The organism is Pseudomonas sp. URMO17WK12:I6 (assembly GCF_003253625.1).
GTDB lineage: Bacteria > Pseudomonadota > Gammaproteobacteria > Pseudomonadales > Pseudomonadaceae > Aquipseudomonas.
In genome coordinates, this window is the sequence record NZ_QKYZ01000008.1 from 184,000 (window position 1) to 198,747 (window position 14,748).

At 59.4% G+C, this 14,748-nt stretch carries 12 protein-coding genes; 7 read left to right on the forward strand and 5 right to left on the reverse strand.

Annotated elements, in window-relative coordinates:
• Positions 1–54: 54 nt before the first annotated feature.
• The 5 genes from moaE to F475_RS16670 form a co-directional block, all read right to left on the reverse strand.
• Positions 55–507, reverse strand: coding sequence for a molybdopterin synthase catalytic subunit MoaE (gene moaE / locus F475_RS16650; protein ID WP_018927117.1), 453 nt, complete (start codon positions 505–507; stop codon positions 55–57).
• Between the two features lie 3 nt (positions 508–510).
• Positions 511–753: a molybdopterin converting factor subunit 1 gene (moaD, locus tag F475_RS16655; protein WP_018927118.1), complete on the reverse strand. Its 243-nt coding sequence runs from the start codon at positions 751–753 to the stop codon at positions 511–513.
• A complete protein-coding gene (gene moaC / locus F475_RS16660; RefSeq protein ID WP_018927119.1) occupies positions 750–1,223 on the reverse strand; it encodes a cyclic pyranopterin monophosphate synthase MoaC in 474 nt (157 codons plus the stop codon). The genes moaD and moaC overlap by 4 nt, the downstream gene beginning before the upstream one ends.
• A gap of 141 nt (positions 1,224–1,364) precedes the next feature.
• The gene (locus F475_RS16665; protein ID WP_018927120.1) at positions 1,365–2,756 is read right to left on the reverse strand and encodes a PhoH family protein; all 1,392 of its coding nucleotides are present in this window, start codon (positions 2,754–2,756) and stop codon (positions 1,365–1,367) included.
• 335 nt (positions 2,757–3,091) lie between these two features.
• Complete coding sequence (locus F475_RS16670) at positions 3,092–4,216, reverse strand: polysaccharide deacetylase family protein (protein ID WP_018927121.1); 1,125 nt, start codon at positions 4,214–4,216, stop codon at positions 3,092–3,094.
• A 165-nt stretch (positions 4,217–4,381) separates the two neighbouring features.
• Between F475_RS16670 and yaaA the strand changes: the two genes are divergently transcribed.
• The 7 genes from yaaA to algG all read left to right on the forward strand — a co-directional run bounded on the left by yaaA (position 4,382) and on the right by algG (position 14,745).
• A complete protein-coding gene (gene yaaA / locus F475_RS16675) occupies positions 4,382–5,161 on the forward strand; it encodes a peroxide stress protein YaaA (RefSeq protein ID WP_111454313.1) in 780 nt (259 codons plus the stop codon).
• 835 nt (positions 5,162–5,996) lie between these two features.
• Positions 5,997–7,313, forward strand: coding sequence for a nucleotide sugar dehydrogenase (locus tag F475_RS16680; RefSeq protein WP_064620187.1), 1,317 nt, complete (start codon positions 5,997–5,999; stop codon positions 7,311–7,313).
• Between the two features lie 199 nt (positions 7,314–7,512).
• The gene (gene alg8 / locus F475_RS16685) at positions 7,513–8,994 is read left to right on the forward strand and encodes a mannuronan synthase (RefSeq protein ID WP_370741111.1); all 1,482 of its coding nucleotides are present in this window, start codon (positions 7,513–7,515) and stop codon (positions 8,992–8,994) included.
• 35 nt (positions 8,995–9,029) lie between these two features.
• The gene (locus F475_RS16695; RefSeq protein ID WP_018927125.1) at positions 9,030–10,199 is read left to right on the forward strand and encodes an alginate biosynthesis protein Alg44; all 1,170 of its coding nucleotides are present in this window, start codon (positions 9,030–9,032) and stop codon (positions 10,197–10,199) included.
• Positions 10,200–10,208: 9 nt separating this feature from the next.
• Positions 10,209–11,633: an alginate biosynthesis TPR repeat lipoprotein AlgK gene (gene algK / locus F475_RS16700; protein ID WP_018927126.1), complete on the forward strand. Its 1,425-nt coding sequence runs from the start codon at positions 10,209–10,211 to the stop codon at positions 11,631–11,633.
• A complete protein-coding gene (locus F475_RS16705) occupies positions 11,630–13,117 on the forward strand; it encodes an alginate export family protein (RefSeq protein ID WP_064620190.1) in 1,488 nt (495 codons plus the stop codon). The genes algK and F475_RS16705 overlap by 4 nt, the downstream gene beginning before the upstream one ends.
• A 26-nt stretch (positions 13,118–13,143) precedes the next feature.
• A complete protein-coding gene (algG, locus tag F475_RS16710) occupies positions 13,144–14,745 on the forward strand; it encodes a mannuronan 5-epimerase AlgG (protein WP_111454314.1) in 1,602 nt (533 codons plus the stop codon).
• Positions 14,746–14,748 lie beyond the last annotated feature (3 nt).

Here is a 14,748-nt window from a genome sequence, read left to right on the forward strand (position 1 = left end):
GCCTCTTCGCGGACAAGTCGGACCGCGAAGGCGTATTCGAAAGCACTGGAGGAATTACTGCTTCCAGCGATCCGCCGCCGCATGATCGCTGTCACGCCCTTCAACCCAGCGCGCGCCATCACTGGTGTTTTCTTTCTTCCAGAATGGCGCGCGGGTTTTCAGGTAGTCCATGACAAAGGCGCAGGCATCGAACGCTGCCTGACGGTGGGCGCTGGCGGCACCGACGAAGACGATCGGCTCGCCCGGCTCCAGCGCGCCGATGCGATGCAGCACTTCCAGCTTCAACAGCGGCCAGCGCTGCTCGGCCTCCGCGGCAATCTTGCCCAGGGCTTTTTCGGTCATGCCCGGGTAGTGCTCCAGAAACATCCCGGCGACGTCGAGGCCGTCATTGAAGTCGCGTACGTAGCCGACAAAACTCACCACCGCACCGACGCCCACATTGGCTGCGTGCATGGCGTTGACCTCAGCGCCCGGGTCGAACGGCGTGGGCTGCACACGAATCGCCATGGCTCAGCCCCCGGTCACGGTTGGAAAGAAAGCCACTTCATCGCCATCGCCGACTGGCTCATCGAGCTGGCAGAGGTCTTCATTGCGGGCGCACATCAGGTTCTGCTCGCTCAACACTTCGGCGCCTTCACGTTGGGCCAGCAGTGCACGCACATCGTCGACCGTGGCGAAATCACCTTCAACCTTCACCGAATCCACGCCGAGCGCCTCACGGTAGCGGGCAAAAAACTTCACGGTCACGTTCATGGCTGCTCCGCCTGAAAATGGCCGCTCTTGCCGCCGAGTTTTTCCAGCAGCCGCACGCTCTCGATGGTCATGCCGCGGTCCACGGCCTTGCACATGTCATAGATGGTCAACGCCGCGACACTGGCGGCGGTCAGCGCTTCCATCTCGACACCGGTCTGCCCGGACAACTTGCAGCGCGCCACGATGCGCACGGTGTCGTCGCCTTCGGCACTGAGTTCGACCTTGACGCCGGTGAGCATCAACGGATGGCACAGAGGAATCAGATCGCTGGTTTTCTTCGCCGCCTGGATGCCGGCGATCCGCGCCACGGCGAACACATCACCCTTGGGATGACCGCCGCTGACGATCAACTGCAGGGTTTCGGGCAGCATGCGCACCAGCGCTTGGGCCGTCGCTTCGCGGAACGTCACGGCTTTTTCGGTGACGTCGACCATATGGGCGCGACCTTGGGAATCGAGATGAGTCAGCACAGCGTTACTCCTGATCAGGAGCATCGATTGTAAACCTGCGGGTCAATTTTCCGCACGCACGATTATCCGATCACCACAGGGGAAAGTGTTGCTCATAAAAAAACCGGGCGACTTTGAGGTCGCCCGGTTCTGTGGTGAGGGTTACAGATGCGATTCGGCGTATTCGGCCAGAATCGAACGTGGCACCCCTTGCAGGGTGATGTGTACACCGTTGGGGAAGTCTTTGAAGCGTTCGGTCAGGTACGTCAGCCCGGAGCTGGTCGCGGACAGGTAAGGGGTGTCGATCTGCGCCAGGTTGCCCAGGCACACCACTTTGGAACCGGCGCCAGCACGGGTGATGATGGTTTTCATCTGGTGCGGCGTGAGGTTCTGGCATTCATCGATCAGGATCAGGCTCTGCTGGAAGCTACGGCCTCGAATGTAGTTGAGGGATTTGAACTGCAACGGCACTTTGCTGAGGATGTAGTCGACGCTGCCATGGGTGTTTTCGTCATCCATGTGCAAGGCTTCGAGGTTGTCGGTGATGGCGCCCAGCCAAGGCTCCATCTTTTCCGCTTCGGTGCCGGGCAGGAAACCAATTTCCTGGTCGAGCCCCTGCACGCTGCGGGTGGCAATGATGCGCCGGTAGCGTTTGCTGACCATGGTCTGCTCGATGGCCGCCGCCAGGGCCAGGATGGTTTTACCGGAACCGGCCGCGCCGGACAGGTTCACCAGATGAATGTCCGGATCGAGCAAGGCGTACAGCGCCAGGCTTTGATAGATGTCACGCGGTTTCAGGCCCCAGGCTTCCTGGTGCAACAGAGGCTCCTGATGCAGGTCGAGGATCAACAATTTGTCGACCTGGATTTCCTTGATCCAGCCGACAAAGCCCTGTTCGTCGATGATGAACTCGTTAACGTGCACGGCAGGCAGGTTGTCGATCAGCTGCACCTGATGCCAGGTGCGACCATGATCCTGCCGGGTTTCGACTTTACTCACCCGGTCCCAGAAGGAGCCGGTCATGTTGTGGTAACCGTTGGGCAGCAACGAAACGTCGTCGACCAGTTGGTCGGTACTGTAGTCCTCGGCCGCGATCCCACAAGCCCGGGCCTTGAGGCGCATGTTGATGTCTTTTGTGACCAGCACCACGGGCAGTTTTGCATCACGCGCGCGCAGGTCGATCAGCTGGTTGATGATGATGTTGTCGTTCAGGTGCTCGGGCAGAATGATGTTCGGCTCGGCACGCTTGCTCATCAGAATTGACAGCAAGCCCTTGGGCCCGCCCTTGCCACGCTGGATCGGAACGCCGAGTTCGACGTCTTCGGGGCTGGCATCGCCCAGGGTCTTGTCGATCAGCCGAATGGCCTGGCGGCATTCCGCTGCAACGCTGTGAGGCCCGCTCTTGAGCTTGTCCAGCTCTTCAAGCACGGTCATCGGGATCGCGACGTGGTGTTCTTCGAAGTTAAGCAGGGCGTTTGGATCGTGAATCAATACGTTGGTATCGAGTACATAAAGGATTGGCTGGTTGGAAGGGCTACGTCCGTGATCATCCATACTCGGTCACCTTTGTGGGAGCCAGTCGACGCAATACCATGACAGTGCTGCGCCTCGAAGTGGCCACCGAAATCACCTGCTCAGACTCAAGTGATTGCAACCCAAACGGAGTCTTGGAAGACGCCACCTGTGTTGCAGGTTTCGGCGGTCTGTCTTCGTAATACTCCAAAACACATGACAGAAAAAAGCACTTTGACGTTTTTTTGAAGTTTATTTTTCAGAATGACCAATAGCACTTGGCGGACTGCCAGCACCCCGCTAAAGTCGGAAGTCCGCCTGCATCGAAATCTCCTCCAAAAACGTCCCTGCCCCAATGTTTACGGGCTTTCCCCGTTTCAGCGAAACGCGTCCTGACAGTTTTCCCAACCGATCCCGCTTGGCGCCGTTTGCGTGATGAGCCAGGGCATCGCGGTTTTCAGCGCGTCCTGCTTCACATTGAAGTTGATCACCCCGTGCCGCCACAGCAGCATCAGGGTCAGCACCCGTTGCGCACTCTGGCTGCCCTTGAGCTTGCCGGCGCCGTCCTGGGCATCGATGTCCCACAGTGCCACCTGCAAACCCTGAGACCTGAAGAAGCCTTCAGCATCGGACCGACGCTGGCCATCGGGCGGACGAAACAGCGGCACGTAATTCTCCGGCAGCTTGCCCTTGACCAGCTCGGCGCTGCGCCGCACCGAGTCCTGCCAGTCTTGCCAGTGGCTGTGGGAACGGAACTCCCAACCCTGCACACCAACGCATTGCTGCGAATAGGTCCCTTGCAGGCTGGTCGCCGAACCTTCAGCCAGACGGGCCTGGATGTCCTTGCCGAGGACGAAGAACGTCGCGCTCATGTTCGATTTGCGCAGGTACTCGGTGACCCAGGCAGTGTTATCCGGCACGGCATTGGCAGCGCTGTCGAAAGTCAGCAGGAACAGGCGATCATTCATGGCATCGCCATTGCGCTCATAGTCGCCAAAACGATCGACTTCGCTGCTGGTCTGCGGGAACAGCGCGGCCTTGCGCAATTGCTCGTCCAGATACTGGGCGTGGAACAACCGGCTCGGCTCGGCCCACTTGATGTAGTAGCTGTCGTTGCTGATCTGAAACTTGGCCGCTTGCTCACGCAAGGTATCCATGTCCTCGACGAGGAAACAGAAAGAGGCATCCTGATCGCAACTCTGCTGGGCGAAGTTGTAGTTGCTCAGCAACCGCTGCCACATGCGCTGGCGCAGCTGGTTGACCGACTCCAGATTGACGGTGCGCAGGCCCAGGCGTTGAGCCAGGCTTGCTTCATCGAGCGATTCGCTGGCGAGCAGGACGCGGGCGAACATGAGGATTTCGGCCCGGGAGGCAACGTCGAACAGGGTCGGGTTGCTGAGCCGCTCAGGCCAGGTGCTGCGATCCAGCGTCGCCACATCGCCCGGCGCCGCCTGGGCGACGAAACTCAACAGCGAGGCGAAGAATAGAAAAACGATACGCAATGGGATGTCTCCATAACAAAACCCGCGCGGCACTATAGCCGATCCCGCTCACATTCCCGCAGCGGCTCCTACAGCGCATAGCCACCGATCACCTATGGACTTGATAGCTGGAGTCAACAAGGACAACCCCCTAGAATCGCCCCCACGATTAAAGGAGACGACTTCATGCTGATGGTGATTTCCCCCGCCAAGACCCTCGATTACGAAACACCGCCGGCGACCCAGCGCTTCACTCAGCCGCAATACCTCGACCACTCCCAGGAACTGATCCTGCAACTGCGCGACCTGACACCGGCGCAGATCAGCGAGCTGATGCACGTCTCCGACAAGATTGGCGGCCTCAATGCCGCACGTTTCGGCAGCTGGACCCCGGCCTTCACCCCTGCCAACGCCAAGCAGGCCTTGCTGGCATTCAAGGGTGACGTGTACACCGGCCTGAATGCACAAACCTTCAGCGAAGCCGACTTCGATTACGCCCAGCAGCACTTGCGCATGCTCTCCGGCCTGTACGGCCTGCTTCGCCCTCTGGACCTGATGCAGCCCTATCGGCTGGAGATGGGCACCAAGCTGGCCAATGCCCGTGGCAAGGATCTGTATGCCTTCTGGGGCACGCGGATCAGCGAATGGCTGAACGAAGCGCTGGCCGATCAGGGCGACGATGTGCTGCTGAACCTGGCCTCCAACGAATACTTCTCGGCGGTCAAACGCAGCGCCTTGAACGCGCGCATCATCAATACCGAGTTCAAGGATTTGAAGAACGGCCAGTACAAAATCATCAGCTTCTACGCGAAAAAGGCCCGCGGGATGATGAGCCGCTTCGTCATCGAAGAACGCATCAATGACCCGGTCGCCCTCAAGCAGTTCGATGTTCAGGGTTATCGCTACAGCAACGAACAGTCTAAACCGGACAATCTGGTGTTCCTGCGCGATCACGCACCGGAGTAACCAGACCCGCACTCAATTCGCGCACGACACCAACAACTTCGTCGTGCGCTACCCCTTCGATCCTCGAACAATCCCCGCCCTTTTCGCCGACTTATTGGCGCCAAAAAACAAGCACTCGATTTTCTAACTTTTGTTTCACTCGACTTTGCTGATTTTTTTCAGTAGTGGCACTGAAAATTTTTGTGAGTAGTGGCAAAAAAGTACCCAAGGCAATAATCACCCTATATATAAAGGGCGAAACGGCAAGTGCTATCAATATGAAAGCAGTGCCATCTTTTTCAATATTTCAAGAAATTCCAGAAATCGCGATGGGTGGACTGGAACTATGTCCAAATGCGTCGCTCATACCACCCGTAACGATTCTCTCGGCGAACGTACGAGATAACTTACACAGAGAAGCGGTCCCGATAGCGAAGTTGTCATATTAACTTGAACTTATGGATCACTTGTTTGGGCAACACATGAAGGACAGGAGATAACGCATCATTAATATCCCCTACAAGGCCACGGCTGCGCCCCTATAAACGTGCTCACCCGAGCACCCAACCGCTTGATTTACGGGCTTCTGGCCTGGCATTGAGCGCGCAAGACCTTTGCACGAACGTCCTCTGATTAGAGGGTCGGCTGCATAACAGGGCACGTCATAACAATAAGGCCTGGTTGCGCACTTCTTGAGTGCACTTATTTAGACACTCGGAACTTAGTATGCCTGCACCCGGCATTGTGACGCCTTTAAGGCCGCACTTGCGAGTGCATTATGACCGCTGAACACCATTAACTCCGGCCATGTAATGGCTTGTTGAACACAGTCTTGATTAACTGAGAGGTAAATGCGATGCGCATCAGCATATTTGGTTTGGGTTACGTCGGTGCAGTCTGTGCCGGTTGCCTGTCTGCACGGGGCCATGACGTCGTTGGCGTCGATGTTGCCAAAGACAAGATCGATATGATCAACGCCGGTCGTTCGCCGATCGTTGAACCTGGCCTGGGCGAACTTCTGAAACAGGGCATCGAGACTGGCCGCCTGCGCGGCACGACCAACTTCGCCGAGGCGATTCGCGACACCGACCTGTCGATGATCTGCGTCGGCACGCCGAGCAAAAAGAACGGCGACCTGGAACTGAACTACATCGAGGCTGTGTGCCGCGAAATCGGTTTTGTTCTGCGTGACAAAACCACCCGCCACACCATCGTCGTGCGCAGCACCGTATTGCCGGGCACCGTGGCAAACGTGGTCATCCCGATTCTCGAAGACTGCTCCGGCAAGAAAGCAGGCGTCGACTTCGGCGTTGCCGTGAACCCTGAGTTCCTGCGTGAAAGCACCGCGATCGCCGACTACGACCAGCCGCCAATGACCGTCATCGGCGAGTTCGACAAGGCTTCGGGCGACGTTCTGCAATCGCTGTACGAAGAACTCGACGCACCGATCATCCGCAAGGACATCGCCGTTGCCGAGATGATCAAGTACACCTGCAACGTGTGGCACGCCACCAAGGTGACCTTCGCCAACGAGATCGGCAACATCGCCAAGGCTGTCGGCGTCGATGGTCGTGAAGTGATGGAAGTGGTCTGCCAGGACAAGACACTGAACCTGTCCCAGTACTACATGCGTCCTGGCTTCGCATTCGGCGGCTCCTGCCTGCCGAAAGATGTGCGCGCCCTGACCTACCGCGCCGGTTCCCTGGACGTCGAAGCACCACTGCTCAACTCGCTGATGCGCAGTAACGAGTCCCAGGTGCAGAACGCGTTCGACATCGTCTCCAGCCACGACAAACGCAAAGTCGCCCTGCTGGGCCTGAGCTTCAAGGCCGGCACCGACGACCTGCGCGAAAGCCCGCTGGTCGATCTGGCGGAAATGTTGATCGGCAAGGGCTACGACCTGAGCATCTACGACAGCAACGTCGAGTACGCCCGTGTCCACGGTGCGAACAAGGATTACATTGAGTCGAAGATCCCTCACGTCTCGTCCTTGCTCAACTCGAACTTCGAGGAAGTGATCAACAACTCCGACGTGATCATCCTTGGCAACCGTGATGAGAAATTCCGCGCCCTGGCACTGGAAGCACCGCACGGCAAGCAAGTGGTCGACCTGGTCGGCTTCATGTCTCAAGCCACCAGCGTCAGCAAGCGCACCGAAGGTATCTGCTGGTAACACGCCTGTAGGAGCTGTCGAGTGAAACGAGGCTGCGATCTTTCCCAGCTCACTTGAATCCCAAGCGAAAGATCAAAAGATCGCAGGCTTCGCCAGCTCCTACAGGGATTCTGGCGTTATCCAAACCGGGTGGCGCCAGTTTTCACAAGCCTGCCTTAACCCAATCGGGCTCCGCCCGAGATCGAGACGGATGCAGATTATGCACAGGCTAAAGCACGGCCTACTTCAGGCCGCCGGTTGGCTGTTTTACCTAAGTTTATTAATGGGCATCGCCCTGGCGTTGCCTCCGTCCACGTTCGACTCCGAGTCGAAGGACTTCATCTTCCTGATCGGTATCGTCGGTATCTGGCGCTACTCGATGGGTGCCACGCACTTTTTGCGCGGCATGCTGTTTCTGTACGTGGTCTACCCGCACCTGCGGCGCAAAGTGCGCAAGCTGGGCAAAGAGGCAGACCCGTCCCACGTGTTCCTGATGGTCACCAGCTTCCGTATCGACGCGCTGACCACCGCGCAGGTCTACAGCTCGGTGATCCGCGAGGCCATCGACTGCGGCCTGCCGACTACCGTGGTGTGCTCCATCGTCGAAATGTCCGATGAGCTGCTGGTCAAGAGCCTCTGGAAACGCATGAACCCACCGACACGGGTCAAGCTCGACTTCGTGCGCATTCCCGGCACCGGCAAGCGCGATGGGCTGGCCTATGGTTTCCGCGCCATCTCCCGCCACCTGCCGGACGACCGTGCCGTGGTTGCAGTGATCGATGGCGACACCGTGCTGGCCGAAGGCGTCGTGCTCAAGACCGTGCCGTGGTTCCAGCTGTTCGGCAATGTCGGCGGCCTGACCACCAACGAGTTCTGCGAAGTGCGCGGCGGCTACATCATGAGCGAATGGCACAAACTGCGATTCGCCCAGCGCCACATCAACATGTGCTCCATGGCCCTGTCCAAGCGCGTGCTGACCATGACTGGCCGGATGTCGGTGTTCCGCGCCACCGTGGTCACCAACCCGGACTTCATCGCCGACGTGGAAAGCGACTCGCTGCAACACTGGCGCCTGGGCCGCTTCAAGTTCCTGACCGGTGACGACAAGTCGAGCTGGTTCAGCCTGATGCGCCTGGGTTACGACACGTTCTACGTGCCCGACGCCGCGATCCATACCGTGGAACACCCGCCGGAAAAGAGCTTCATCAAGGCCAGTCGCAAACTGATGTTCCGTTGGTACGGCAACAACCTGCGGCAGAACTCCCGCGCCCTGGGCCTGGGGATGAAACGCCTCGGCCTGTTCACGTCAGTGGTGCTGTTCGATCAGCGCGTGTCGATGTGGACGTCCCTGCTGGGCCTGACGGTGGCGCTCATCGCCACCTTCAAGTACGGCACCGCGTTCATCCTGGTTTACCTGCTGTGGATCGGCATCACCCGCCTGATCCTGACCCTGTTGCTGTCCTGTTCCGGTCACCGGATCGGCCCGGCATACCCGGCCATTCTCTATTACAACCAGATCGTCGGCGCGCTGGTGAAGATCTACGTGTTCTTCCGCCTCGATCAACAATCCTGGACTCGCCAGCCCACTTCTCTGACCCGTGATCTCGCCAGCTTTCAACGTTGGTTCAACACCTGGTCGTCTCGGACCATGACCTTCTCCGCCGGCAGCATCTTTGTCGCCGTGCTGCTGATGATGGTCTGACCGAACTCGCCTGAATTAACTAGGAAATCGCCCATATGAATACCGCCGTCAACAGCAACGTAGTGCACGAATCCGAAGCCCAGCGCCAACACGCCCGCGTGAAAATTCCGGCCAAGCTGCGTTTCTTCGGCCCTGACCGTACCCCGGTCGAAGCCCGGGTCATCGACCTTTCCGCCGGCGGCCTGGCGTTCAACGCCGGTCAGTTGCCGCTGAAGGTCGGCGATGTGCACAAGGCCCGCCTGCAATTCGTCATCGACAACCTCGGTCTGGCCATGGACGTGGAATTGCAGATCCGCTCCGTCGACCGCCAGACCGGCCGCGTAGGTTGCCAGTTCCAGAACCTGGAACCCCGGGACATTTCCACCCTGCGCCACCTGATTACTTCGCACCTGGCCGGTGACATCGTCAGCGTGGGTGAAATGCTCGCAACCCTGCAACGCGACAACTTCACCAAGGCGCGCAAGGTCAAGGACGGCGGCCACGGCATGACCGCGCTCGGCCGTCTGAAAGCGGTGACCTTCAGCGCCGGTATCTTCGTGGTCGGCCTGGTGGCGTTCGGTTTTATCTTCAAATCGGTGTACGGCATGTACTTCGTCAGCCACGCCCAGGCTGGTCTGGTCAGCGTGCAAGGCATGAACATCACCATGCCGCGCGACGGCACCGTGCAGAGCCTGATCAAGGCTGACGGCGTTGCCGCCAAAGGCGCCCCGCTGGCGACCTTCAGCACCAGCATGCTCGACGTACTCAAAGGCCATCTGGACGAAAACCAACTGCAACCGTCCAAGGTTGAAGAGCTCTTCGGCAAGCAAATGACCGGCACCCTGACCTCTCCGTGCGATTGCACCGTGGCCCAGCAACTGGTGGCTAACGGTCAATACGCCAACAAAGGTGACGTGATCTTCCAACTGGTGCCACGCAATACCGAAGCCAACGTTGAAGCACGCTTCTCCTATCGCCAGTTCGGCGACGTGCGCCCAGGCACCACGGTCAGCTTCCAGATCGCCGGCGAAGACCAGACCCGTACCGGCAAGATCGTCAGCAGCACCAGCCTGAAAAGCGAAGACCTGTCATCCGATATCCGCGTGCAGATCAAACCTGACGAGCCGCTGGACAGCGCACTCGCCGGTCGCCCGGCGGAAGTGAACAGCACCCGTGGCCCGAACCTGAACTGGCTGATCAACAAAGCCATGGCCGCCGGTCTTTAAACAGAGGACATGCCCGTGACGACTCCACAAATCCTCAGAACACCGCGCACCCACATAGGATCACTGTGTGCAGTTGCACTGGCCGTAAGCCTGGCCGGTTGCGCCGGCCTGCCCGACCAGCGCCTGGCCAATGAAGCCCTCAAGCGCGGTGATACCACGCTGGCGGCGCAGAACTATCAGCAACTGGCCGACCTGGGTTACAGCGAAGCCCAGGTTGGGCTGGCCGACATTCAGGTCGACAGCCGCGACCCGGCACAGATCAAAAAGGCCGAGGCGACTTACCGCGCCGCAGCCAGCGTCTCGCCGCGGGCTCAGGCTCGCCTGGGTCGCCTGCTGGTGGCCAAACCTGGCGCCACCGAAGCCGAACACCACGAAGCCGAGGCACTGTTGAAGAAAGCCGCGACCAACGGCGAAGGCAACACCCTGATCCCGTTGGCGATGCTGTATCTGCAATTCCCACACAGCTTCCCCAACGTCAACGCGCAGCAGCAGATCAGCCAATGGCGCGCCGAAGGCAAACCGGAAGCAGGTCTGGCCCAGGTGCTGCTCTATCGCACCCAGGGCACTTACGACCAACACCTGAATGACGTGGAAAAGATCTGCAAAGCGGCGTTGAACACCACCGACATCTGCTACGTCGAACTGGCCACGGTCTATCAGAAACGTGGCCAGCCCGAACAACAGGCCGAGTTGATCAAGCAGATGCAGGCTGCTCACAGCCGTGGCACCGTCTCCGCGCAACGGGTCGACAGCGTGGCCCGCGTGCTGGGCGATGCGAGCCTGGGCAAGACCGACGAAAAAACCGCTCAGTCGCTGCTCGAAGGCATCGCCCCGGGCTACCCGGCGTCCTGGGTCAGCCTGGCGCAATTGCTCTACGACTTCCCTGAACTGGGCGACGTCGACACGATGATGAAGTACCTGGACAACGGCCGCGCCGCCGACCAGCCGCGCGCCGAACTGTTGCTGGGCAAGCTCTACTACGAAGGCAAGATGGTGCCGGCCGACGCCAAGGTCGCCGAAGAGCACTTCAAGAAAGCCCTCGGCCGGGAAGTCGCCGCCGATTACTACCTCGGCCAAATTTACCGTCGCGGTTACCTGGGCAAGGTCTATCCGCAGAAAGCCCTGGATCACCTGCTGACCGCTGCGCGCAACGGCCAGAACAGCGCCGATTTCGCCATCGCCCAACTGTTCTCCCAAGGCAAGGGCACCCGGCCCGACCCGGTCAACGCTTACGTCTTCAGCCAATTGGCCAAGGCTCAAGACACCCCGCAAGCCACTGAGCTTGCGCAAACACTCGAAGCGCAACTGCCGCCTGACCGGCTGGCCGAGGCCCAACGCCTGCTCAAACAAGAGCAAGCCATTCGTAGCACCGTGAGTCCGGACACGCTGGAACTGCACGCTTTGCAAGAAGAAGACGGCGAGGAATCCCTATGAAACTCAATCCATTCGTGCAGGCCGGTATTGGCCTGACATTCGCCCTGCTGTGGTCGTGCCCGACCCTGGCGGCCCTGACCGAAGACAAGAACTTCGGTCTCGAAGTCAAAGTTACCGGCCAGTCCGAAAACGACAGTGACCTGGGCACCGCCGGTGGCGGCGACGTTAACGGCGTCGGCCTCGACCTGCGCCCTTGGGTCTATGGCGAAAGCGGCGCGTGGAGCGCCTACGCGATGGGTCAGGCCGTGACGTCCACCGACATCATCGAAACCGACACCCTGCAACAGTCCGACAACAGCGGCACCCAGACCACCGACAGCGGTGATCGCAAGACCAGGAAAAACTACCTGGCGATGCGCGAGTTCTGGGTCGGTTACAAGGGCCTCACGCCTTACCCTGGCGAGATCCTCAAGTTCGGTCGCCAACGCCTGCGTAACGACGACGGCCAATGGCGCGACACCAACATCGAAGCCCTGAACTGGACCTTCGACACCACCCTGTTGCGCGCCAACGTCGGTGTTGCCGAACGCTTCAGCGAATACCGCACCGACCTGAAAGAACTGTCCCCCAAAGACAAGGATCGCCTGCACGCCTACGCCGATGCGGCGTATCAGTGGACACCCGGTAACTGGGTCGGCATTCGCGGTCATCACACCCACGATAACGGCAAGCTCGACTATCCGGAGCCGGGCGTGGCTGGCGATACCCTGGACAAGAAACAGAACGGCGACATCAGCTGGCTCGGCCTCACCGCCGACAGTGATGCCTACAACTGGCGCAACACCAACACCGTCAATTACTGGGGCAGCATCACCGGCATGAACGGCGACCGTGACACGGTCAACCCGTTGAATGCCGACGGCACTCGCCCGGCAGAAGCCAAGCGTGGTGAAGACCTGAACGGCTGGGCTACTGACCTGGGTGTTCGTCTGCGTCTCGATCCGCAGTGGCAAGTCGGTGCAGCCTATGCCCGCGCCAGCGCCGAGTACCAACAGAACGGCCTGGAAAGCAACCGCTCGAACTACACCGGTACTCGCTCGCGGGTTCACCGTTTCGGCGAAGCCTTCCGTGGCGAAATGAACAACATGCAGACCGCTACGCTGTTCGGCTCCTGGATGCTCAACGACGAATACGACGCCAGCCTGATCTACCACAAGTTCTGGCGTGTGGACGGCAACAAGCCGGTGGGCAACAACGGCATCAACGCTGTTGAAAACAACACCGACGACGCGACCGGCGCGATCCTCTCCAGCACCTCCCTGCCGCTGGAAGATGGCAACAAGGACCTCGGTCAGGAAATGGACCTGGTGGTCACCAAGTACTTCAAGCAAGGCCTGTTGCCGGCAGCGTTGAGCCAGTCGATCGATGAGCCTTCGGCCCTGGTGCGATTCCGTGGCGGTGTGTTCAAGCCCGGCGATGCCTATGGCAAAGAAGTCGACTCGTACATGCACCGTGCGTTTATCGACGTGATCTGGCGCTTCTGATGCAAACCGCGAAGGGAGTGCCCGACATGAACAGCGCCAAGAAAGGCTCGATCAGCCTGCTGGCCGGCGCGCTGCTGCTGGCCAGCACAGCCGCCTTCGCCACCGTCGAACCGGTCAAGGCTGTGCACCAGCCTGAACAGCAGAGCAAGCCGACGACCATAGCCAAAGGACTGCAACAGGCCAAGACCTACACCGTCAGCAGCGCACCCACCGCGCCGCTGGACTTGGCCAAGCCGAAACTGCCGGACACTTCTGGCTACACCGCCCAAGCTATTGCCGCGAAAATCGTGCGCACCAAACCCGGCAAGATCAGCGTGCGCCGGATGATGCAGGAAGACGCCCTGAAGGACTTCATCGGCGGCGACAACAAGATGGCCGAGTGGGTGGTGCGTCAGCACGGCATCCCGCAGGCGATCTTCGTCGACGACGGCTACATGAACCTCAAGGACCTGACCAAGAAGCTGCCCAAGCAGTACCTCAGCGAAACGTCGCCAGGTGTGTTCCTGGCGAAGTTGCCGATCGTGGTGGGCAGACACGGCATTCTGGAAATCGACAAACAGACCCAGGAATTGCGCCTGTCCCAAGAGGCCGGCTCATTCCTGGTCAACGACGGTCAGCTGTTTGTGCGTGATACCAAGATCACCGGTTGGAGCGAGAAGGCCAACGGCCCGGCGGCCTTCTCGTCGCCCAAGGAATTCCGGCCGTTCCTGTTGTCCTGGGGCGGCACTGAGACCTACATCGCCAACAGCAAGATCGCCAGTTTCGGTTACGCCAACAGTAAGTCCTACGGCGTGAGTATTTCCCAGTACACGCCGAACATGGCCAAGGTGCTCAAGCGCCCTGAACCGACCGGCTGGATCGTCGGCTCCGAGTTCTCGGACATGTGGTACGGCTTCTACTGCTACGAAACCCGCGACTTCGTGGTCAAGGGCAACACCTACAAAGACAACATCGTCTACGGCATCGACCCCCATGACCGTTCCCACGGCCTGATCATCGCCGACAACACGGTGTACGGTACCAAGAAGAAGCACGGGATCATTATTTCCCGTGAGGTCAACGACAGCTTCATCTTCAACAACCGCAGCTACGACAACCACCTGTCGGGCCTGGTGATCGACCGTAACAGCGTGAACAACCTGATCGCCTACAACGAGATCTACAAGAACCACACCGACGGCATCACCCTCTACGAGAGTGCTGACAACCTGTTGTGGGGCAACAAGGTGATCAGCAATAAGCGTCACGGCATCCGGATTCGTAACAGCGTGAACATTCGCCTGTACGAAAACGTCTCGATGGCCAACGGCCTGACCGGTGTCTACGGGCACATCAAAGACCTGAGCGACACCGACCGGGACATCAAGCTCGACCCGTTCGATGCCGAAGTGTCGCTGATCGTGGTCGGTGGTGAACTGGCTGCCAACGGCAGCGGACCGCTGTCGATCGACTCGCCGCTGAGCGTGGAGTTGTATCGCGTGTCGATGCTCGCACCGACCAAAACCAGCGGCATCAGCTTCTCGGGAATTCTCGGCGAGCGTCAGGATGAAATTCTCGACCTGCTGGTGCGCCAGCAGAAAGCCGTGCTGATCGACCCTGTCGAACGCCAGACCGAAATGCGGGACTGAGGA

Bases quoted from the DNA above. Each gene is read 5' to 3' on its own strand.
- moaE (WP_018927117.1), bottom strand. From the start codon at position 507: ATGGCGATTCGTGTGCAGCCCACGCCGTTCGACCCGGGCGCTGAGGTC.
- moaD (WP_018927118.1), bottom strand. From the start codon at position 753: ATGAACGTGACCGTGAAGTTTTTTGCCCGCTACCGTGAGGCGCTCGGC.
- F475_RS16665 (WP_018927120.1), bottom strand. From the start codon at position 2,756: ATGGATGATCACGGACGTAGCCCTTCCAACCAGCCAATCCTTTATGTA.
- yaaA (WP_111454313.1), top strand. From the start codon at position 4,382: ATGCTGATGGTGATTTCCCCCGCCAAGACCCTCGATTACGAAACACCG.
- F475_RS16680 (WP_064620187.1), top strand. From the start codon at position 5,997: ATGCGCATCAGCATATTTGGTTTGGGTTACGTCGGTGCAGTCTGTGCC.
- alg8 (WP_370741111.1), top strand. From the start codon at position 7,513: ATGCACAGGCTAAAGCACGGCCTACTTCAGGCCGCCGGTTGGCTGTTT.
- F475_RS16695 (WP_018927125.1), top strand. From the start codon at position 9,030: ATGAATACCGCCGTCAACAGCAACGTAGTGCACGAATCCGAAGCCCAG.
- algK (WP_018927126.1), top strand. From the start codon at position 10,209: ATGCCCGTGACGACTCCACAAATCCTCAGAACACCGCGCACCCACATA.
- F475_RS16705 (WP_064620190.1), top strand. From the start codon at position 11,630: ATGAAACTCAATCCATTCGTGCAGGCCGGTATTGGCCTGACATTCGCC.
- algG (WP_111454314.1), top strand. From the start codon at position 13,144: ATGAACAGCGCCAAGAAAGGCTCGATCAGCCTGCTGGCCGGCGCGCTG.